Raw genomic sequence first — 21,152 nt, 5'->3', positions numbered from 1 at the left:
CTGTTCTCTGCGGACTCTTATCCGACACCCGCCCCGCACTCAGCTTGCGGCGCTCGGCGATCCCCGCTGGAGGCGGGCGCTACGGTGGTGCGACGCCGACCGCGCGGGCCGGCGAACGTCTCACTCGCGAAGGAGCGAATCGCAGATGTCCACTCCCCCCGACGCCCCGGCCGCCGACCGGAACGCCATCGACAACCTCCTCCACGAGACCCGCCGGTTCCCGCCGCCGGCCGATCTCGCCGCCGGAGCGGTCGCGACCGCCGCGCTCTACGACGAGGCCGCGGCCGACCGCCTCGCCTTCTGGGCCGACCGGAGCCGCGAGCTCCTGCACTGGCACCGGCCGTTCACGCGCACGCTCGACTGGAGCGAGCCCCCGTTCGCGAAGTGGTTCGACGACGGCGAGCTGAACGTCGCCTACAACTGCCTCGACCGCCACGTCCTGGCCGGCCACGGCGACCGCGTCGCCCTGCACTGGGAGGGCGAGCCCGGCGACTCCCGCTCGATCACCTACGCCGAGCTCACCGCCGAGGTGAAGCGCGCCGCGAACCTGCTCACGAGCCTCGGCGTCCGCGCCGGCGACCGCGTCGCGATCTACCTGCCCATGATCCCGGAGGCGGTCATCGCGATGCTGGCCGTCGCCCGGCTGGGGGCGGTCCACTCCGTCGTCTTCGGCGGCTTCAGCGCCGAGAGCCTGCGCGCGCGCATCGACGACGCGGAGGCGACACTCGTCATCACCGCCGACGGCGGCTGGCGCAAGGGCGCCGTCTCGCCCCTGAAGCCGGCGGTCGACGCCGCGCTCGCCCTCGGCGGCGAGTCCAGCGTCCAGCACGTCCTGGTCGTGCGCCGCGGAGGCAACGAGGTCGCCTGGCACGAGGGGCGCGACCTCTGGTGGCACGAGGAGATCGTGGCGGTCGACGCCGACCACGTCGCCAAGCCGTTCCCCGCCGAGCAGCCCCTCTTCATCCTCTACACGAGCGGCACGACCGGGAAGCCCAAGGGCATCCTGCACACCAGCGGCGGGTACCTCACCCAGGTCGCCTTCACGCACCGCGCGGTCTTCGACCTGCACCCCGAGTCGGACGTCTACTGGTCGACCGCGGACGTGGGCTGGATCACCGGGCACAGCTACGTCGTCTACGGCCCGCTCGCCAACGGCGCCACCCAGGTGATGTACGAGGGCACTCCGGACAGCCCGCATCCCGGCCGCTGGTGGGAGATCGTCGAGAAGCACGGCGTGACGATCCTCTACGCGGCGCCCACGGCGATCCGCTCCTTCATGAAGCTCGGCCGACAGATCCCGCAGCGCTTCGACCTCTCGAGCCTTCGCCTGCTCGGATCGGTCGGCGAGCCGATCAACCCGGAGGCGTGGGTCTGGTACCGCGACGTCATCGGCGGCGGCCGCACCCCCATCGTCGACACGTGGTGGCAGACCGAGACCGGCGCGATGATGGTGTCCCCTCTGCCCGGCGTCACGACGCTCAAGCCCGGGTCCGCGCAGGTCGCTCTGCCGGGCATCTCGATCGACGTGGTCGACGACTCCGGGACGCCGGTCGGCGCCGACGAGGGCGGACTGCTCGTGATCACCGAGCCCTGGCCGGCGATGCTGCGCGGCATCTGGGGCGACCCGGAGCGCTACGTCGAGACCTACTGGTCGAAGTTCGGCGACCGCTACTTCGCGGGCGACGGAGCGCGTCGCGACCAGGACGGCGACCTCTGGCTCCTGGGGCGCGTGGACGACGTGATGAACGTCTCCGGCCACCGCCTCTCGACGGCCGAGATCGAGTCGGCTCTCGTCTCGCACCCGGTCGTCGCCGAGGCGGCCGTCGTGGGAGCCGCGGACGAGACCACCGGCCAGGCCGTGGTCGCGTTCGTGATCGCGAAGGCGAGCCAGGCCGAGGCGCTGGCCCACGGACACGACGAGCTCGAGGCCACCCTGAAGGCGCACGTCGCCGAGCACATCGGCGCGATCGCCCGCCCGAAGCGGATCTTCGTGGTGCAGGAGCTGCCCAAGACCCGCTCGGGGAAGATCATGCGCCGGCTACTGCGCGACGTGGCGGAGGGACGCGCCGTGGGCGACACGACGACGCTCGCGGACACGCAGGTGATGGCGGTGATCTCCTCCGCGATCGCCGCGGACTGACCGGGCACCGCACGCCCCCTCCCACCGCGTGGGCCGGAGGGGGCGGTGCGTCAGTCGAAGGCGACGATCAGCTCGACCTCGACGGGAGCGCCGAGGGGCAGCTCCGCCACCCCGACGGCCGAGCGCGCGTGACGGCCGGGCTCGCCGAACACGTCGCCGAGCAGCTCCGAGGCGCCGTTGATCACGCCGGGCTGCCCGGTGAAGCCGGAGGCGGACGCGACGAAGCCGGTGAGCTTCACGATCCGCGTCACCCGGTCGAGCGATCCGATCGCGTCGGCGACGGCCGCGAGCGCGTTGAGGGCGCAGGTGCGGGCCAGCTCCTTCGCCTGCTCGGGCGACACCTCGTCGCCGACCTTGCCGACCAGCGGCAGAGCGCCGTCGACGAAGGGGATCTGCCCCGCCGTGTAGACGAGGCCGCCGTGCACGACGGCGGGGACGTAGGCGCCGGCGGGGACCGCCACGGCGGGCAGCTCGACGCCGAGCTCCGCGAGGCGCTCGGCGATCACGCGCCGGCCTCGGCGACGGGGCGCTTGAGGTACGCGACGAGGCCGCCCTCGGGACCGGTCACGATCTGGACCAGCTCCCAGCCCTCGGATCCCCAGGTGTTCAGGATCGCCGTGGTGTTGTGGATCATCAGCGGGGTGGTGATGTACTCCCAGCGCGGGACGGACATGGCTCTCCTCGGGTGCGGCCGGTGCGGGACGACTGCTGAGCGCCGCGCGTCGGCGGGATGAGCGCCGCGGCTCGTCCGAGCGCGGCGACTACGCTGATTCTATGTCGGGGCAGGGCGGGACCAGAGTCGTGAAGACCATCGGGGGCGCCGTCGGCGGTCTGATCGGCATCGTCGCCATGAGCGTCGTCGCGGGAGTCCTGGTGGCCGCCTCGGTGACGCCGGCGATCGCGCTGAGCGGCATGGCCGCCGGCAACACGGTGGAGATGTTCGACAACCTCCCCGAGTACCTCGAGATCGGCACGCTCGCCGAGAAGAGCGACGTGTACGCGAAGGACTCCTCCGGCGGCGACGTGCTGCTCGCCTCCTTCTACGCCCAGAACCGCGTCGAGGTGGGCTGGGACGAGATCTCGCCGTTCGTGAAGGACGCCGTGGTCGCCTCCGAGGACCCCCGCTTCTACGAGCACGGCGGCATCGATCTGCTCGGCACCGTCCGCGCGGCGGCGACGACGGCCATGGGCGGGGACGTCCAGGGCGGCTCCTCCATCACGCAGCAGTACGTCAAGAACGTGCTCGTGCAGAAGGCGGAGGCGCTCAGCGATCCGATCGAGCGCGACGCGGCCTACCGCGAGGCCACGGAGACCACTCCGGAGCGCAAGGTCGCCGAGATGCGCCTCGCCATCGGGCTCGAGAAGGAGTACCCGAAGAACGACATCCTGCTGGGCTACCTCAACATCGCCCTGTTCGGCGGCACCGTCTACGGCGTCGAGGCGGCCGCCCGCTACTACTTCGGAGTGAGCGCGAAGGACCTCTCGCTCGCGCAGTCCGCCGCGCTCGTCGCGATCGTGAACAACCCCGAGAAGTTCCGCTTCGACCGGCCCGGCGACCCGGCGAACCCCGCCGCGGAGGGCTACCCGCAGACCCGGGACCGGCGCGACTACATCGTGACCCGCATGGACCTCGAGTCGAAGGTGACGTCCGAGCAGGCGCAGGCGGCCGTCGCCGAGCCCGTGACGCCGGACATCACCGAGCCGAGCACCGGCTGCCAGACGGCCGGAGTCGCGGCCTTCTTCTGCGACTACGTCACCTGGGTCATCAAGAACGACGACGCGTTCGGTGCGAGTCAGGACGAGCGCGACGCCACCTTCAAGCGCGGCGGCTACCGGATCTACACGACCCTCGACTCCGACCTGCAGCAGGCCGCCGTCTCGGCCACCGACGACTGGGTGCCCAAGTCGATGGCGAACGTGAACATCGGCAGCGCGAGCGTCTCGGTCGAGGTCGGCACCGGCCGCATCCTCGCGATGACCCAGAACAAGGACTACTCCAACGATCCGGACCTGACGGGCCCCAACTACACGAGCGTCAACTACAACACCGACTTCGGGTACGGCGGCTCCTCGGGATTCCAGGTCGGCTCGACCTACAAGGTGTTCACCCTCGCGGAGTGGCTGCAGGAGGGGCACTCGCTCGGCGAGAGCGTCGACGGCACCCGCCGCGCCTACACGACCTTCCGTGACAGCTGCGAGCCCGACGGCGTCTACTACGGCGAGTCCTGGAACCCCGGGAACGACGAGGGCGGCAACGGAGGAGTGACCACGGCCCTGCAGGCCACGACCGGCTCGATCAACACCTCGTTCGCCGCCATGGCCCAGCAGCTGGACCTCTGCGGCATCCGCAACACGGCGCTGGCGATGGGCGTGCACCGTGCCGACGGGACCGAGCTGCAGAAGCTCGCGCCGACCATCCTCGGCACCAACGAGATCGCTCCGCTCACGATGGCCACGGCCTTCGCCGGCTTCGCGAACAAGGGCACCGTCTGCACGCCCATCGCGATCGACCGCATCGTCGACCGCACGGGCGCCGACGTCGCGCCGCCCGCCTCCGAGTGCAGCCAGGGGATGTCCGAGGAGGTGGCCGCGACCGCCGGCTACGCCCTGCAGCAGGTGGTGACGGGCGGCACCGGCGCCCCCTCCAACCCCCGCACCGGGGTGCCGCACATCGGCAAGACCGGCACCACGGACGACGCGCTGCACACGTGGATGGTCGGCGCGAGCACCGAGGTCGCCACCGCCACCTGGGTCGGCAACGTGACCGGCTTCACCTCCATGCGCGGATTCAGTCTCAACCGGGTGAACGCCGGTCAGGTGCGCCACCAGATCTGGCCGCGCATCATGCGCGTCGCCGACGCCAAGTACGGCGGGACGGCGTTCCCGGCTCCGGTCCGCTCGCTCGTCGACGCTCCGCAGGAGGCCGTGCCCCAGGTCACCGGCCAGAGCCCCTCTGCGGCGGCCTCACGCCTGCGCTCCGTCGGCTTCACGGTCCGCGTCGACACTTCTCCGGTCCCCTCCGACCGCCCGGCAGGGAAGGTCGCGCAGACGAACCCGCCCGCCGGGTCGCGCGTCTCCCGGGGCGCGGAGATCACCCTGCAGATCAGCGCCGGACCGGGCGCCCCGCCCCGCGCGGGCTGAGCCCCGCACCCCCGGCTGCTCCCGAGGGAGCGTCCGGCAGAATGAACGCGGCCGCGCTCGCGGCCGACGTGCGAGAGAAGGACCCATGACCGGACGCACCCGTCGCCCCCTCACCACCGCCCTCGCGACCGTCGCCGCGGCCGGAGCCGTCGCCGCGGCCTGGGGCATCGGCGTCGAGCGGACGTTGTTCACCGTCCGGCGCACGTCGTTCCCGGTGCTGCCCGCCGGTTCCGAGCCGATCCGCGTCCTGCACGTGTCGGACCTGCACATGGCCCCGTGGCAGACGAAGAAGCAGGAGTGGATCCGCTCGCTCCTCGCCCTGGCGCCCGACGTCGTGGTCGACACCGGCGACAACCTCGGCCACCGCGACGGCGTGCTCGGCATCCGCCGAGCCCTGGAGCCCTTCGCCGGGATCCCCGGCGCCTTCGTCAACGGATCCAACGACTACTTCGGCCCTCGGATCAAGAACCCGCTCCGCTACTTCGTCGGCCCCTCCAAGAACCCCAAGCAGCACGAGGCCGATCTCGACACCGACGGGCTGACCGGCTTCTTCTCGGACGGGCTCGGGTGGGTGGACCTCAACAACCGCGCCGAGAGCATCACGGTGAAGGGGACGCGCATCGAGTTCTTCGGCGTCGACGACCCGCACATCGGCCTCGACCGCATCGACCTCGTCGCCGGAGCCGTGGACGAGCTGCGCGGCGCGGAGGACGGACCGGCCGGGGTCAGCATCGGCGTGGCGCACGCGCCCTACCAGCGCATCCTCGACGACTTCGTCGCCCGCGGCGCCGAGGTGATCCTCGCCGGGCACACGCACGGCGGGCAGGTCTGCGTCCCGGGCTTCGGCGCCCTCGTCACCAACTGCGACATCCCGCGCGACAAGGTCGCCGGCTCGACGACGTGGGACAACGGACTGCGCAGCTCGTACCTCAACGTGTCCGCCGGAGTCGGCACCTCGATCTACGCACCGGTGCGCTTCGCCTGCCGGCCCGAGGTGACCCTCGTCACGCTCACTCCGGCGGCCTGACGAGGGGTGTCCGACGGCGGTCCGGAAATCGGCTACTATTGTCGAGGCTCGTGAGCGGTTCTCCGTGATGAGCACACCGGGGTGTGGCGCAGCTTGGTAGCGCGCCTCGTTCGGGACGAGGAGGTCGTGGGTTCGAATCCCGCTACCCCGACCGGTGAGAAGCCCGGCCAGGATCGATGATCCGGCCGGGCTTCGTCGTTCCCGGGGCGTTCTCGGAATTCTGCTGTGGCGGGGCTCGCCCGCAGGCGGATGCTCGCCCGGGCCGGAGCCTGGTCGACGACGGAGCCGGCGCGATCACCGCCCCGCGCTCTCCGGCTCGAGCACCCCTGACGGCGTCCCGAGCGTCCTGCGCACGGGCGTGCCTCCAGCCCACTCCCCCGCGCCTCCCGGCCCGATCCCAGCAGCCGGGAGCGAGACTGTTCTTCCGCCGTCGTCGCCGCCCCCGCCCGACGACCGACGAGAGGAGCACCGTGACCCGGTCGCTCACCCGCCTCACCCTTGCCATCAGCGTGCCCTACGTGGTCGCGCTCGCAGCCATCGCCTTCTGGCCGACGCCCGTCGATGCGGGAGTGCGGGGGGATCTCGGCCGGGTGACCTCCTGGTTCGCCCGGCACGGCCTCCCGATGGTCGACTACGCGTTCATCGAGTCGACCGCCAACATCGCCCTGTTCGTGCCCCTAGGGCTGCTCCTGGCCCTCAACCTGCGGCTCCGGAGGGCGTGGGTCGCTGTGGCCGTCGGCGCCGTCGTGAGCTCGCTGATCGAGGCGGGCCAGCTGCTCTTCCTCTCGGCGCGCTTCGCGACCGTCGACGACGTCGTGATGAACACCTCCGGCGCGCTTCTCGGCGCGGTCGCCGGCGTCCTGCTCCGGATGGTCGTCCGCGCACGACGACGCCGGAGGGCGGCGGAGTGGGACGACGCCTTCGCGCACATCCCCCTCCGCGGCACCTCCGGCGTGGTGGCGGATCAGCCGAGCCGCGTCCGCTGAGACGACGGCTCCGCCGCGTCAGCGGCCGAGGCCGCGGTACTCCCAGCCGGCAGCACGCCAGGCGGCGGGGTCGAGGCAGTTGCGACCGTCGACGAGGAAGGTGTTGGCCACCTTCGCCGCCGTGGCCGCGGGGTCGAGGGCGCGGAACTGCTTCCACTCCGTCACGACGACCACGGCGTCGGCACCGGCCAGCGCCTCGTCGACGTCGGTCGTGTAGGTGATCTCGGGGTAGCGGCGGCGCGAGTTCTCGATCGCCTCGGGGTCGGTCGCGACCACGGTCGCACCGAGGTCGTGCAGGCGAGCGGCGACGTCGAGCGACGGCGAGTCGCGGATGTCGTCCGACTCCGGCTTGAACGCCAGACCGAGCACCGCGATGCGGCGGCCCTCGACGGAGCCGCCCAGGCCCTCGGTGACGAGGTCGACGACGCGCTGACGGCGACGCAGGTTGATCGCGTCGACCTCTTTGAGGAAGGCGACGGACTCGCCGACGCCGAGCTCGTCGGCGCGGGCAGAGAAGGCGCGGATGTCCTTCGGGAGGCAGCCGCCTCCGAAGCCGATGCCCGCGTTCAGGAAGCGGCGGCCGATCCGCACGTCGTAGCCGATCGCGTCGGCGAGCTGCGTGACGTCCGCGCCGGTGACCTCCGCGATCTCGGCGATCGCGTTGATGAACGAGATCTTGGTCGCGAGGAAGGCGTTGGCCGAGACCTTCACCAGCTCGGCGGTGGCGTAGTCGGTGACCACGAGCGGGGTCTCGGCCGCGAGCGCCGTCGCGTAGACCTCGTCGAGGGTCGCCTTCGCCGCTGCTCCGGCCTCGCCCGCGGGCACGCCGTAGACGAGCCGGTCGGGGCTGATCGTGTCCTTGACCGCGAAGCCCTCGCGGAGGAACTCGGGGTTCCAGGCGAGGGTCGCACCGGAGGAGGCGATGCGGTCGGCCAGGCGGGCGGCGGTGCCGACGGGGACGGTCGACTTGCCGACGACGAGGGAGTCCGCCTCGAGGTAGGGCAGGAGACCGTCGATCGCCGAGTCGACGTAGGTCATGTCCGCGGCGTTCTCGCCCGGCTTCTGCGGGGTGCCAACGGCGACGAAGTGCACGGCCGCACCGGCGGCGTCGGCCATGTCGGTCGAGAAGCGCAGGCGCCCGGAGGCGACGCCGGAGGACAGCAGCTCCGGGAGGCCGGGCTCGAAGAACGGCGCGGTGCCGGCGGCCAGGGCGTCGATCTTCTTCTGGTCGACGTCGATGCCGATGACGTCGTGGCCGAGCTCGGCCATGGCGGCAGCGTGGACGGCACCGAGGTAGCCGCAGCCGATGACAGAAAGCTTCACAGGGGTTCTCCGAATCGTGGCGGGTTCGTGTCGCGGTCGCGACGGTGAGGAGGAGCGATGCGATGCGGCGAGGCGTCAGCGCGCCCGCGGACGCGCGACTACCGCCGCGCCAATGCTCTCAGATCGCGGGAGACGTCGGCGACAGCCGCCGCGATCTGCGCCGCCACGCGCTCGTGCACGGCCTCGCTGCGGCCGATCGGGTCCTCGATGTCGTCGCCGCCCTCGCCCCGCGGGGCGCGCCCGCGGTGGGCGGCGGCGAGCCGCACGACGGCGCGGAGCCGCGCGGCGGGGTCCTCGACCGTCGGCAGCGGCACCTCCCGCAGCACGAACGGCAGCACGCGGGCGAACTCGAGCAGCGTGAAGCCGCGGAGGAGGAGCGACGGGAAGCGCCGGGAGGCGTCGACCAGGTGGTCGCGCGTCATCGTGAGCAGGAGGTCGGCGTCGCCGACGATCGCGTCGCCGAGCACCGCGCTCGTGTGCGCGGCCGGGTCTCCCCCGTGCTGAGCCGAGAAGCGGGCCGAGACCGGGTCCATCGGCAGTCCGTCGCGCGTCCTCACTCCGGCGCTCGTGAACGCGAAGAGCGGACCTCCCGCGGGTGATGTCGCGTCGGCGAGTGCGGCGCGCAGCAGCTGCTCCGCCATCGGCGACCGGCAGATGTTGCCGGTGCAGACCGAGAGCACGGTGAAGACGGGGGCGGCGGAGGCGGCGACCGGTTCGTCCGGTCGCCAGCTCCGGCGGGCGGGGCGGGCGGAGTCGTCTCCCGGGAAGATCATCGCGGGGCGCTCAGGCCGAGGTCGACGCGGGCTCGGGCTCGACGGCCGTGTCCGGGCGGGCACCCGATCGCTCGGAGCCGTAGTAGCTCGTGTAGTAGTAGCCGTAGCCCCGGCCGACCTGGCCGCGCGCGGGCACGCGGTTGAGGATCACGCCGAGGGTGTGGCCGCTGACCCGCTCGATGTTCTGGATCGCCTTGCCCAGCTCGTCGGTCGTCGTCCTGCCCGCGGAGATGACCACGAGCGCGCCGTCGGTGCGGGCGGTGAGGATGGCGCCGTCCGTGACGGGCAGGAGCGGCGGCGCATCGACGATCACGATGGCCTCGCGAGCGATCTCGTGCAGGAGGATGTCCATGCCGTTGGAGCCGAGCAGCTCGGACGGGTTCGGCGGGATCGACCCGGCTCCGAGCACCCAGAGGTTGCCGGACGGGCCCCACGGCTGCAGGACGTCCTGCAGTTCCGCCTTGCCGATCAGCAGGTCGGTCAGGCCGACGCCGGGAACGAGGCCGAACGACTTGGCGACGGTGGGCTTGCGGAGGTCGCCATCGACGACGACGGTCCGCTGGCCGGAGGCGGCAAGCGTCACCGCGAGGTTCGCGGTCACCGTCGACTTGCCGTCCGAGGGCAGCGGGCTCGTCACGACGATGATGCGCGGCGGGCTGTCGATGTTCATGAACTGCAGGTTCGTGCGGAGCTCGCGCAGCGCCTCGGCGAGTGCGTGCTTGCCGTCGGCCTTGATGTAGTCGGTCGTGTCGGCCTCGGGGACGATGCGGTTGGTCTCGCTGAGGCGCTTGTCGACGGGGAGGGTGCCGACCACGGGGAGGTCGAACAGGCGCTCGACCATCTCGGCGGTGCGGATGCGCCGGTCCAGCGTGTTGCGGACGAACGCGTAGACGAGACCGAGGACGAGGCCCGCGAGCGCGCCGACCGCGAGGACGAGGCGCAGGTTCGGGAACGCCGGCGAGGACGGGAGCGCCGCGGCCTGCAGAACGGTGAGGGAGACCGTGTCGCCGACGCCCGTCTCCTGGTTGACCTGCTGCACCTTGGTGGCGATGGCCGCGACCCAGGCGTCGGCGAGCTTCTGCGCGCCCTCGGGGGTGGAGGCGGTGGCGCTGACCTTCATCACCGGGGCGACCGTGTCGGCCTGCACCGTGATCGCCGAGATCAGCGTGGCGGGCGAGACGTCGAGGCCGAGGCTGTCGATCGCGATCTGCGCCACGTCGCGCGAGGTGGCGATCGGGACGTACGTGGCGAGGCTCGACTTGGCGACGGACTGCGCGATCTGCTGCGTGTAGATCGCCTGGCTGTCGTCGGCACCGGTGGTGGCGACGGAGACCAGGCCCTGCGAGTCGGCGACGTACCGCGGCTTCTGCGTCAGCGACCAGCCGAAGGCGACGAGAGTGCCGAGGAGGATCGCCGCGACGATCGGGATCCAGTGGTCGCGCAGCAGCCGGAGGACGTCTCGAAGTTCCACAGAGTCAGATTTCCTTCGCTGGTACGGATCACGCGGCGGGCGCCGGCGACGGGTTCTTCCGAATTCTGACACAGCGCTTCCGCGCCCTCGGCGCCAGGCGCGTCAACCGTGCCACCTGTCGGGGGTGGGCTCCGGCGGAGTCCCTCTCGTGATCACTCCGAGGCCCTCGAGCTCGACGACCGCCGACTCGACGACCGCCTCCGCATCGACGCCGGCGGGCGGCGGGCCCGCCTCCTCGAGCACCGCGGCGACGAGACCGGGCAGATCGGAGCCCCGGCCGGCGTGGCGCCAGATCGTCGGGCCGATGCCGGACAGGCGCACGAGGGTGCCGCCGCAGAACACGAGCAGCTGGCCGTCGGCGAGCTCCACCGCGTCGTCCGCAGGGGTGCGCAGGACGGTGCCGGGCAGGGCCTCGCCCACAGGGTCGAGCTGCACGGAGACCACGTCGGACCAGGCGGACGGGGCCTCGGCGCCGAGGGACGCGAAGACCTCCTCGACCAGGTGCACCACGCTCGCGGCCTCGGAGTAGACCAGTCGCCGGACGCCGCCCAGCGCCGAGAGGGTGCGGACGAGATCGGCGATCGGCCGCGGGCGGGCCGAGAGGTAGGAGGTCTGCGGCACCAGGTCCTCGATCGCGTCGACCGGGTCGACGTGCTCGAGGAAGGGCGTCCCGACGCCGTCGCGGCGCTCGAGCAGGAGGACTCCGGCCAGACGCAGGGGCGCCTTCGGGACCGGTCGGAGGGCGAGCGACCCGGGGGCCAGCTGCGCCTTCGGCGCCGATCCGGTCAGCGGCTTCACCGACAGCGGCTTGGGATAGGGCAGGACGCGCCCCTCCGGGGTCACGCCGACCGTCTCGTCGGTGACGTAGCCGAAGCGGGACCCGAGCGTCCGGGCGATGGTGGTCTTGCCGGTCCCGGAGGCGGCGACGAAGGCCAGCACGCGGCCGGACTCGTCGGAGATCCCGCAGGCGTGGAGCATCAGCAGGTCGGCGCGCCGGGCGCCGATCGCCTCGAGGGTCAGGGTCGAGGTCAGGGACTCCTCGAGCTGCGCGAGCGTGGCGCTCGAGACCCGGGGCGAGCCGTCGACCGGGACGGAGGGGTCGTGCCCCACCTCGGCGAGGACGTCGCGTGCTCCCGCGTCGGGCTCGGACGCGCAGGCCGCCCAGCTGTCGGCGATCCGCGCCGCGTCCTCGTCGCCGACGCCGCGTCCGAAGACCACGCGGAACGGGGTCTCGAGGACCGAGACGGACAGGGTGCGGGGCTCGGCGCCCCTCCCCCCGGCGATCAGTACGCCCCGTCGCGGGCGAGGACGGCGCGCGCGGTCTTGAAGAGGATGACGATGTCGCCGGTCATCGACCAGTTCTCGACGTAGTACAGGTCGAGGCGGACGGTGTCCTCCCACGAGAGGTTCGAGCGTCCGCTGACCTGCCAGAGCCCGGTGATGCCCGGCTTCATCAGGAAGCGGCGGTGCACGTGCTCCTCGTACTGCTCGACCTCGCGGGCCAGCGGCGGGCGGGGGCCGATCAGGGACATGTCGCCGCGGAAGACGTTCAGGAACTGGGGCAGCTCGTCGAGGCTGAAGCGCCGGAGGATCGCACCCACCCGGGTGACGCGGGGGTCCTTCGCCATCTTGAAGAGGATCGAGTTCCCCTCCGCACGCTGCTGCGACGCGAGAGCCGCCAGTCGCGCCTCCGCGTCGACGACCATCGAGCGGAACTTCAGCATCTCGAAGGTCGCGCCGTTCAGGCCGATGCGCTCCTGCCGGAAGAGCACGGGCCCGGGGCTGGTGACCTTGACCAGCACGGCGACGACGACGAGCACCGGCGCGCTGAGGATGATCAGCATGGTCGACGCCAGGATGTCGAAGAGGCGCTTGGCGAACCGCTGGCGGCCGTCGAAGCGCGGGGTCTCGACGTGGATCAGCGGAAGGCCCGCGACGGGGCGGGTGTGGATGCGCGGACCGCCGATGTCGGTGAGGCTCGGCGCCACGACGAGGTGCTCGCGCCCGGGCTCGAGCGTCCAGCTCAGCTCGCGGATCCGCTGCGGCGCCAGCTCGTCGGAGCTCGTGACGACCACCGTGTCGGCACCGGTGGCGTCCATCACGGCGCGGACGCCGTCGATCCCGGTGAACCCGTGGACCGCGAGGCCCGAGAGCTCCTGCTCGCTCCGCAGCGCGTCCGCACCGCCGACCGAGGTCGAGACGGCGCCGACGAGCTTGTAGCCGGCCTCGGTGCCGCGACGCAGCTCGCGCGCGGTGTGCAGGACGCTCGCGCGGGAGCCGAGGAGCACGACCTGGCTCGAGAAGCGGCCCGCCCGGCGCTGCCGGGTGAGCCAGGAGCGCCAGACCAGGCGGCCGACGCAGATCAGCACGATCCCGGCGGGGAACGCCGTGATGATGTAGCCGCGCGCGAGCAGGATCTGGAGCAGGTAGGCGATGATCGCGACGATGCCGAAGAGCCAGATGGAGGCGTCGACGACGCGGCGGTACTCGACGTAGCCGGTGCCGACGATCCGGCGGTCGCGCGTGTCGAAGACCTGGAGGGCGAGGAGCCAGCCGACCGACAGGGCGAAGGACACCCAGGTGTAGCTGACCGCGATGTCGGCGGGGTTCTTGAACCCCAGATCCGAGTTCAGGTTCAGGTCGAACCAGAAGAGCTGCGTGCCGAAGACGGAGAGGACGATCGCGACGACGTCCGTGATGAGCAGCCGTCGCCGGTAGTCCTGCTCCCACGACGGCCGACGCCTCAGCGGTGCCCCTTGCGCCGTCATCGTTTCCCCCGACCTTTCCTGCTGCTTCGAAAGGCGTAATTCCGTTTCCGGTGTTGTCACGTCGTCAGGCTACCCACTTCCTCGTTTCGGAGGGGTGTCGCACCGGTGAGGAACGCTCGACCGGTCAGCCGCGGAGCCGGCCGCGGCTCTCCTGGAGGTAGCACGCGCCGCACAGCGACTCGTAGGTGACCGCCGTTCCGTCGATCGCGACCTGATCGCCGTCGAACACGAAGCGGCCGTCCACGACGCGCCCGTTGAAGATCGCTTTGCGCCCGCACCGGCAGATCGTCTTCAGCTCCTCGAGGCTGTGGGCGATCTCCAGGAGCCGCCTGCTTCCCGGGAACGCGGCGGTGCGGAAGTCCGTGCGGATGCCGTACGCCAGGACGGGCACGTTCTCGAGGATGGCGATCCGGAGCAGATCGTCGACGTGCGACTCCGGCAGGAACTGCGCCTCGTCGACGAGCAGAGCACTCACGTCGCGCTTCGACTCGGCCAGCACGCGGGCCCGGGCGGCGGTGAAGACGGCCACCGGGTCCCCGTCGGGCTCGAACAGGATGTCCACCGGACGGGTCACGCCGAGCCGCGACACGATCAGCTCCTCGCCCTTCGTGTCGACGGCCGGCTTGGCCAGCAGCACCCGGTGCCCGCGCTCCTCGTAGTTGTGCGCGGCCTGCAGGAGCGACGTGCTCTTCCCGCTGTTCATCGCTCCGTAGCGGAAGTACAGCTTGGCCATCAGGTCTCCTCGGGGCGGGTCCGGAGGCGGGGCCCCCGGGGTGAGCAGGGGCCGGTCACGGGAGGAACCCGTCCTCGCCGGCGCGGCGGATCAGGTCGGCCCGGCGGCTCGCGGGCCTGCCGACGGCGACGTACTTGCGGCGCACTCGCTGCAGGTAGGTCTTCGCGGTCTCGAACTGCACGTTCATCTTGGCGGCGACCTCGGGGGTGCTCGATCCGGACGCGTAGAGGCGCAGCGCCTCCAGCTCGCCGGCGCTGAGCCGTGGGCGCTGCTGCGCCGCGACCCCGGACGGCAGGGGCCGCCACTGCGCGGACGAGACGTCGGCCGAGCGCATCTCGAGAGCGGCGCGGGTCTGCTCCATCACCTCGGCGAGCGGGCGCGACTTCGCCAGGTGCCGCACGGCTCCGGCCTTCAGGGCGCGCTCGCGGACCTCGTCGTCCTCGCTCGCGGAGAGCGCCACGACCGCGGCTCCCGCCGCCCGGCAGGTCCGGATCCGCGCCTCGATCGAGATCGGCTCGCGCAGCTCGACGTCCATCACGACCACCTGGGTGGGGAAGACATCGCTCGTCACCAGGTCGTGCCAGGTGGAGGCGGCCACGACGACCTCGAAGTCCGGGGCGTGGGTGCGGATCCACGCGCTCGTCGCCGCGAGCAGGTCCTCGCGCGGGTCGAGCAGGCCGAGCCGGACCGCACGGGGTGGCGCGTCGCGGGCGCTCCGGGCGGAGGAGCCCGAGGGCTCACCGGAGCGGGTGACCATGCGGACGATCCTAGCCGCGGCCGGGCCCGCGCCCGGCTCAGAACAGCGTCGGCTGTCCGACGCCCGGCAGGATCGCGGCGCGCTCCGGCCCGAGCTCCCCGACCAGCAGCCCGTCGTGCTGGAGGGAGCGCCGCTCGCCGCCGAGGGTCCGCAGCGTTCCGAGCGAACCGAGGGCGGAGGACTTGACGGAGCCGGTGGCCGGGTCCTCCTCGCCGCGCTCGAGCCCGTGCGCGCGCATCAGCGGGCGGATGCGCGCCGAGAGCCAGCGCCGGTACTCGAGAGGCGCGTAGGCGTCGCGGCCCGGGTAGAGCGCTCGGTACTTGTCGACCAGCTCGGGGTGCTCCTGCCCGAGCCACTGCAGGAACCACTCCTTCACCCCGGGCTTGAGGTAGAGGGTCGAGTACATGATCGTGCTGGCGCCCGCCTCGCGGCAGGCCCGGAGCGACTCGTCGAGGTGCGCCCGTGTGTCGGTGAGGAACGGCAGGATCGGCATCAGGAACACCGAGCAGTCGAAGCCGGCCTCCCGTGCCGCGGTGACCGTCGCCAGCCTGGCCGCCGCGGTCGGCGCACCCGGCTCGACGGAGCGCTGGAGGCCCTCGTCGTAGACGGCGATCGAGACTCCGAGGTCGACCGGGACGTGCTCGGCGGCCTCGCGGAGCAGCGGCAGGTCTCGCCGCAGCAGCGAGCCCTTCGTGAGGATCGAGATCGGGGTGCCCGAGGCGGCGAGCGCGGCGATGATGCCCGGCATCAGCCGGTAGCGGCCCTCGGCGCGCTGGTACGGATCGGTGTTGGTGCCGAGTGCCACGGGGTGCCGCTCCCAGCTCGGCTTGGCGAGCTCCCGGGTGAGGACCTCGGCGACGTTCACCTTCACGACGATCTGCGAGTCGAAGTCGCGGCCGCCGTCGAACTCGAGGTACTCGTGCGTGGGCCGGGCGAAGCAGTAGGTGCAGGCGTGGGTGCAGCCGCGCATCGGGTTGATGCTCCAGCCGAACGGCATCTTCGAGGAGGTGTGCACGCGGTTGAGCGCCGACTTCGCGAGCACCTCGTAGAAGGTGATGCCCTCGAACTCCGGCGTGCGCACCGTCCGCACCAGGTCGGTGAGCTTGACGAGCCCGGGCAGCGCGGCCTCGTCGGCCGTGCCGATCGACTGCCCGCTCCACCTCATGGAGCCATTAGAACATACGTTCGAACGGGTCGCACCCGATCAGACCGAGGCGGACAGCTCCAGCGTCTCGGCGGTCGCGGTGACCGTCTGCTCGGCCTTCTCGGGCGCGTCGTTGAGCGTCGAGCCGTAGCTCGGCACCAGTGCGCGGATCCGCGGCTCCCAGGCCTTCATCCGGTCGGGGAAGCACTTCTGCACGATGTCGAGCATGATCGGCACGGCGGTCGAGGCTCCGGGCGAGGCGCCGAGCAGGCCGGCGATCGTGCCGTCCCCTCCGGTGATGACCTCGGTGCCGAACTGCAGCACGCCGCCCTTCTTCTCGTCCTTCTTCATCACCTGGACGCGCTGGCCGGCGGTGATCAGGTACCAGTCCTCGTCGCGGGCGGTGGGCAGGAACTCGCGCAGGGCCTTCATCTTCTTGCCACGGCCGGCGAGCACCTCGCCGATCAGGTACTTCATCAGGTCGAGGTTGTCGCGGGCGACCGCGAGCATCGGGCCGATGTTGTGCGGTCGGATCGACAGGGGCAGGTCGAGCCACGAGCCCCGCTTCAGGAACTTGGGCGTGAAGCCCGCGTAGGGGCCGAAGAGGAGGGACGACTCGCCGTCGACGACGCGCGCATCGAGGTGCGGCACCGACATCGGGGGCGCACCGACCGCGGCCTTGCCGTAGACCTTCGCCTTGTGCCGGGCGACCAGCTCGGGGTTGTCGGTGCGGAGGAACTGCCCCGAGATCGGGAAGCCTCCGAAGCCCTTGATCTCGGGGATGCCCGACTTCTGCAGGAGGTGCAGCGCACCGCCGCCGGCGCCGACGAAGACGAAGCGGGCGGTCACCGACTGGGGCGTGCCTCCGACGACCTGCTTGAGGTCGAGGCGCCAGGTGCCGTCCTTCTGCCGGGTGATGTCGGTGACCTCGCGGCCGGTGTCGAGCGTGCCGCCGTGGGCGACGACGTGGTCGAACAGCTGGTGGGTCAGCGAGCCGAAGTCGACGTCGGTGCCGGCCGGCATGCGCGTCGCCGCGTAGGGGCCGCCGCCGGCGGGACGCTGCTCCATCAGCAGGGGCGCCCACTCGTGGATGGTCTTGACGCTCTCGGTGAACTCGATGCCGGCGAACAGCGGCTGGTCCTTGAGCGCCTCGTAGCGCTTCCGGAGGTACTCGACGTTGGCCTCGCCGTGCACGAAGGTCATGTGCGGCGCCGGGTTGATGAAGCTGGAGGGCTCGCGGATGTCGCCGGACTCCACCAGGCTCGACCAGAACTGGCGCGAGATCTGGAACTGCTCGTTGATCTGGATCGCCTTGGCCGGGTCGACGGAGCCGTCGGCCGCCTCGGGCATGTAGTTCAGCTCGCAGAGGGCCGCGTGACCGGTGCCCGCGTTGTTCCACGGGTTCGACGACTCCTGCGCCACGTCGCCGAGGCGCTCGTAGGCGGCGATCGTCCAGTCGGGCTGCAGCTGGGTGATGAGTGCGCCGAGCGTGGCGCTCATGATGCCCCCACCGATGAGGGCGACGTCGACCGGTTCCGAGGAGTTCACGAGAGTCGAGTTTACGCTCGCCCGGGCACGCCGCGGCGGGGAGGGGCCCCGCTCCCCCATCAAATTCGCGGCTTTTCCACCCGGAAGGGGCCGGAACGCTCGGCGCCGGCCCCGTCCACGCCGGTCAGGAGACGGGCTGCTTCGCCGCGATGAGCTCGGCGATCTGCACGGCGTTCAGGGCCGCGCCCTTGCGGAGGTTGTCGTTGCTGATGAAGAGCGCGAGGCCGCGTCCCTCCGGGGCGCCCTCGTCGGCGCGGATGCGGCCGACGAAGCTCGGGTCCTTGCCCGCGGCCTCCAGCGGAGTCGGCACCTCGCGCAGCACGACGCCGGGCGCGTCGGCCAGCAGCTCGCGAGCACGCTCGGGGCTGAGGGCGGAGGCGAACTCGGCGTTGACGGAGAGCGAGTGGCCGGTGAACACGGGGACGCGCACGCAGGTGCCCGAGACCAGCAGCTCCGGGAGCTCGAGGATGCGGCGGCTCTCGTTGCGGAGCTTCTTCTCCTCGTCGGTCTCGTTCGAGCCGTCCTCGACCAGGCTCCCCGCGAAGGGGATGACGTCGAAGGCGATCGGGGCGACGTACTTGTCCGGCGCGGGGAAGTCGACCGCCGAGCCGTCGTGCACCAGGTCGAGCAGGTGCTCGTCGGCGACGGCGGCGCGGACCTGGCCGGCCAGCTCGTTCGCTCCGGCCAGCCCGCTGCCGGACACGGCCTGGTAGGTGCTGACGATCAGGCGCGTGAGCCCCGCCTCGCGGTCGAGGACCTTGAGGATCGGCATCGCGGCCATCGTGGTGCAGTTGGGGTTGGCGATGATGCCCTTGACCGCCTGGTCGATGGCGTGGGGGTTCACCTCGCTGACGACCAGCGGGACCTCGGGGTCCATCCGCCAGGCGCTGGAGTTGTCGATCACGGTGACGCCGGCCGCGGCGAAGCGGGGCGCCTGCGCGCGCGATCCCGTGGCTCCGGCCGAGAACAGGGCGATGTCGAGCCCCGACGGATCGGCGGTCTCCACGTCCTCGACCACGACGTCCTCGCCGCGGAACGGCAGCGTCGTGCCCGCCGAGCGGGCGGTGGCGAAGAAGCGGATGGACGCGATCGGGAAGTCGCGCTCCTCGATTAGGCGGCGCATCACCTTCCCGACCTGGCCGGTCGCGCCGACGACGCCCACGTGGAGGGGGGTGCTGCTCATGCTGTGCTCTTTCGTCCGTGCGGCGCGCGGGCCGCTCGTGGCGGGGGGATCGAGGGAGAGGGTACCGGTCGGTCCGGCCGCTCGGGAGGAACGGCCGGATCGCGAGGGTGTCCGGCCGTCAGCGGCCGGTGCCGGCGTAGACGACGGCCTCGTCCTCGGCGTCGAGCCCGAAGGCGGTGTGCACGACGCGCAGAGCCTCGTTCACGGTGTCGGCGCGGGTGACGACCGAGATGCGGATCTCGCTCGTGGAGATCATCTCGATGTTGATCCCGGCCTCGTAGAGGGAGCGGAACAGCTTCGCGGAGACGCCGGCGTTGGTGCGCATCCCGGCGCCCACGAGCGCGAGCTTGGCGATCTGGTCGTCGTACTGCAGGGACTCGAAGCCGACCTCGTCCTTCTCGGCGTTGAGAGCCATGAGGACCGTCTGGCCGTCGGCCTTGGGCAGGGTGAACGAGATGTCGGTGCGGGCGGTGGCCGCAGCCGACACGTTCTGCACGATCATGTCGATGTTGGAGCCGGTCTTGGCCACGATCGTGAAGATCTGCGCGGCCTTGCCCGGGATGTCGGGGACTCCGACGACGGTGATCTTCGCCTCGTTCAGGTCGGCGGCGACTCCGGCGATGATGGGCTCTTCCACGGCTTGTCCGTTCTGCTCGGCGCCGGCGGTCTCGGCGTTGTAGACGATGGTGCCCTCGTTGGGGCTGAAGGAGGAGCGCACGTGGAGCGTGACTCCGTGGCGGCGGGCGAACTCGACGGCGCGGATGTGCAACACCTTCGCGCCCGCGGCGGCCAGCTCGAGCATCTCCTCGCTGGTGATGCGGTCGAGCTTGCGGGCCTTCTTGACGACCCGCGGGTCGGCGGTGAAGACGCCGTCGACGTCGGTGTAGATCTCGCAGGTGTCGGCGCCGAGTCCCGCGGCGAGCGCGACGGCGGTGGTGTCCGAGCCGCCGCGGCCGAGGGTGGTGATGTCCTTCGTGTCGCGGTTGAAGCCCTGGAAGCCCGCGACGATGACGACGGCGTTCTCGTCGAGCGCCTCGCGGAGGCGGACCGGGGTGATGTCGACGATGCGGGCGGCGCCGTGCTGCGCGTCCGTGATCATGCCGGCCTGGCTGCCGGTGAAGGAGCGGGCCTCGAAGCCCATGCTCTTGATCGCCATCGCCAGCAGCGCCATCGAGATGCGCTCGCCCGAGGAGAGCAGCATGTCGAGCTCGCGGGGGGCGGGGATGGGCGTGACCTGGTGGGCGAGCTCGAGCAGGTCGTCGGTGGTGTCGCCCATGGCCGAGACGGCGACGACCACGTCGTTGCCCGCCTGCTTGGTGGCGACGATCCGCTTCGCGACCCGCTTGATGCTCTCCGCGTCGGCGACGGAGGACCCGCCGAACTTCTGGACGATCAGGCTCACGTGCTGCTCCCGTGTCGGTGGCTGGACCGCCGTCGCGACCCGACGGGCGAGTCTACCGGTCGACCGCATGCCGGAGCGGTCATGCGACTCCGGCGGCCGCGTCAGTTCTCGACGAGCCGGCGGCCCTCGAAGGCGCGGCCGAGGGTGATCTCGTCGGCGTACTCGAGGTCTCCGCCGACGGGCAGCCCGGAGGCCAGACGGGTGATGCGGATGCCGAGGGTGCTGAGCATGCGCGAGAGATAGGTCGCCGTCGCCTCGCCCTCGAGGTTCGGGTCGGTCGCGATGATGACCTCCTGCACCTCGCCGTCCGCGAGCCGCTGCAGCAGCTGGCGGATGCGGAGCTGATCCGGGCCGATGCCGTCGATCGGGCTGATCGCGCCGCCGAGCACGTGGTAGAGCCCGCGGAACTCGCGGGTGCGCTCGATCGCCGGGACGTCCTTCGCCTCCTCCACGACGCAGATGACGGCGCGGCTGCGGCGCGGATCGCGGCAGATCCCGCAGGTCGCCTCCTCCGCCACGTTCCCGCAGATGTCGCAGAAGTGCACACGGCCGCGCAGCTCGAGCAGGATCTCGGCGAGCCGGGTGACGTCGAACGTCTCGGTCTGCAGGATGTGGAACGCGATGCGCTGGGCGGACTTCGGGCCGATGCCGGGGAGCCGGCCGAGCTCGTCGATCAGCTCCTGGACGATGCCTTCGTACATGCGGTCGCCTCCTCTCGGGTGGGGCGGACGGGGGTGGCGGTGCGGGCGGCGGAGG

The 21,152-nt window shown here is 71.7% G+C and carries 18 protein-coding genes and 1 tRNA gene; 5 read left to right on the top strand and 14 right to left on the bottom strand.

Annotation, left to right across the window (positions count from 1 at the left end; genetic code table 11):
* Nucleotides 1-145: 145 nt before the first annotated feature.
* Complete coding sequence (acs, locus tag C5C56_RS08325; protein WP_104233737.1) at nucleotides 146-2,140, top strand: acetate--CoA ligase; 1,995 nt, start codon at nucleotides 146-148, stop codon at nucleotides 2,138-2,140.
* A gap of 50 nt (nucleotides 2,141-2,190) precedes the next feature.
* Here acs and C5C56_RS08320 read toward each other — a convergent pair whose 3' ends face one another.
* Together C5C56_RS08320 and C5C56_RS17805 are read right to left on the bottom strand one after the other, a co-directional pair.
* Nucleotides 2,191-2,646 carry a RidA family protein gene (locus C5C56_RS08320; protein WP_219812178.1) on the bottom strand — a complete coding sequence of 152 codons (456 nt, stop codon included), beginning with the start codon at nucleotides 2,644-2,646 and terminating at the stop codon, nucleotides 2,191-2,193.
* The gene (locus tag C5C56_RS17805; protein WP_164861113.1) at nucleotides 2,643-2,813 is read right to left on the bottom strand and encodes a hypothetical protein; all 171 of its coding nucleotides are present in this window, start codon (nucleotides 2,811-2,813) and stop codon (nucleotides 2,643-2,645) included. The genes C5C56_RS08320 and C5C56_RS17805 overlap by 4 nt, the downstream gene beginning before the upstream one ends.
* Before the next feature lie 101 nt (nucleotides 2,814-2,914).
* Here C5C56_RS17805 and C5C56_RS08315 point away from each other — a divergent pair, with 101 nt between their 5' ends.
* The 4 genes from C5C56_RS08315 (at nucleotide 2,915) to C5C56_RS18280 (ending at nucleotide 7,294) form a co-directional block, all read left to right on the top strand.
* Nucleotides 2,915-5,281 (top strand): transglycosylase domain-containing protein, encoded by a 2,367-nt coding sequence (locus C5C56_RS08315; RefSeq protein WP_104319379.1) that lies wholly within the window; start codon nucleotides 2,915-2,917, stop codon nucleotides 5,279-5,281.
* 85 nt (nucleotides 5,282-5,366) lie between these two features.
* On the top strand, nucleotides 5,367-6,308 hold the full coding sequence (locus C5C56_RS08310) for a metallophosphoesterase (protein WP_104222183.1): 942 nt from the start codon (nucleotides 5,367-5,369) through the stop codon (nucleotides 6,306-6,308).
* A gap of 77 nt (nucleotides 6,309-6,385) precedes the next feature.
* Nucleotides 6,386-6,459: transfer RNA gene (locus C5C56_RS08305), tRNA-Pro, on the top strand.
* A 319-nt stretch (nucleotides 6,460-6,778) separates the two neighbouring features.
* A complete protein-coding gene (locus C5C56_RS18280) occupies nucleotides 6,779-7,294 on the top strand; it encodes a VanZ family protein (RefSeq protein ID WP_258059527.1) in 516 nt (171 codons plus the stop codon).
* An 18-nt stretch (nucleotides 7,295-7,312) separates the two neighbouring features.
* Here the strand turns inward: C5C56_RS18280 and C5C56_RS08295 are convergent, their stop codons facing one another.
* The 12 genes from C5C56_RS08295 to recR form a co-directional block, all read right to left on the bottom strand.
* Nucleotides 7,313-8,617, bottom strand: a complete 1,305-nt coding sequence (locus tag C5C56_RS08295; RefSeq protein WP_104222179.1) for a UDP-glucose/GDP-mannose dehydrogenase family protein — start codon at nucleotides 8,615-8,617, stop codon at nucleotides 7,313-7,315.
* Nucleotides 8,618-8,715: 98 nt separating this feature from the next.
* Complete coding sequence (locus C5C56_RS08290) at nucleotides 8,716-9,390, bottom strand: low molecular weight phosphatase family protein (RefSeq protein WP_104227254.1); 675 nt, start codon at nucleotides 9,388-9,390, stop codon at nucleotides 8,716-8,718.
* A 10-nt stretch (nucleotides 9,391-9,400) separates the two neighbouring features.
* The gene (locus C5C56_RS08285) at nucleotides 9,401-10,861 is read right to left on the bottom strand and encodes a polysaccharide biosynthesis tyrosine autokinase (protein WP_181027156.1); all 1,461 of its coding nucleotides are present in this window, start codon (nucleotides 10,859-10,861) and stop codon (nucleotides 9,401-9,403) included.
* A gap of 102 nt (nucleotides 10,862-10,963) precedes the next feature.
* On the bottom strand, nucleotides 10,964-12,079 hold the full coding sequence (locus tag C5C56_RS08280) for a hypothetical protein (RefSeq protein WP_104319378.1): 1,116 nt from the start codon (nucleotides 12,077-12,079) through the stop codon (nucleotides 10,964-10,966).
* A gap of 65 nt (nucleotides 12,080-12,144) precedes the next feature.
* A complete protein-coding gene (locus C5C56_RS08275) occupies nucleotides 12,145-13,629 on the bottom strand; it encodes a sugar transferase (RefSeq protein ID WP_104288181.1) in 1,485 nt (494 codons plus the stop codon).
* Between the two features lie 124 nt (nucleotides 13,630-13,753).
* Nucleotides 13,754-14,362 (bottom strand): thymidine kinase, encoded by a 609-nt coding sequence (locus C5C56_RS08270; RefSeq protein WP_104227256.1) that lies wholly within the window; start codon nucleotides 14,360-14,362, stop codon nucleotides 13,754-13,756.
* A gap of 55 nt (nucleotides 14,363-14,417) precedes the next feature.
* Nucleotides 14,418-15,119 carry a LuxR C-terminal-related transcriptional regulator gene (locus tag C5C56_RS08265; protein WP_146076549.1) on the bottom strand — a complete coding sequence of 234 codons (702 nt, stop codon included), beginning with the start codon at nucleotides 15,117-15,119 and terminating at the stop codon, nucleotides 14,418-14,420.
* A gap of 37 nt (nucleotides 15,120-15,156) precedes the next feature.
* Nucleotides 15,157-16,284 (bottom strand): Rv2578c family radical SAM protein, encoded by a 1,128-nt coding sequence (locus C5C56_RS08260; RefSeq protein ID WP_104233745.1) that lies wholly within the window; start codon nucleotides 16,282-16,284, stop codon nucleotides 15,157-15,159.
* A 39-nt stretch (nucleotides 16,285-16,323) separates the two neighbouring features.
* Nucleotides 16,324-17,871 carry a malate:quinone oxidoreductase gene (locus C5C56_RS08255; RefSeq protein WP_104233746.1) on the bottom strand — a complete coding sequence of 516 codons (1,548 nt, stop codon included), beginning with the start codon at nucleotides 17,869-17,871 and terminating at the stop codon, nucleotides 16,324-16,326.
* 64 nt (nucleotides 17,872-17,935) lie between these two features.
* Nucleotides 17,936-18,994, bottom strand: coding sequence for an aspartate-semialdehyde dehydrogenase (locus C5C56_RS08250; protein WP_104319377.1), 1,059 nt, complete (start codon nucleotides 18,992-18,994; stop codon nucleotides 17,936-17,938).
* Nucleotides 18,995-19,112: 118 nt separating this feature from the next.
* Nucleotides 19,113-20,396 carry an aspartate kinase gene (locus C5C56_RS08245; RefSeq protein ID WP_104222160.1) on the bottom strand — a complete coding sequence of 428 codons (1,284 nt, stop codon included), beginning with the start codon at nucleotides 20,394-20,396 and terminating at the stop codon, nucleotides 19,113-19,115.
* A gap of 101 nt (nucleotides 20,397-20,497) precedes the next feature.
* Complete coding sequence (gene recR, locus C5C56_RS08240; protein WP_104222157.1) at nucleotides 20,498-21,097, bottom strand: recombination mediator RecR; 600 nt, start codon at nucleotides 21,095-21,097, stop codon at nucleotides 20,498-20,500.
* Nucleotides 21,098-21,152: the final 55 nt, after the last annotated feature.

It is taken from the genome of Rathayibacter sp. AY1D1 (assembly GCF_002932635.1).
Classification (GTDB): domain Bacteria; phylum Actinomycetota; class Actinomycetes; order Actinomycetales; family Microbacteriaceae; genus Rathayibacter.
Note: the sequence above shows the minus strand (reverse complement) of the source record. Positions and strands in the feature narration are given on the sequence as shown.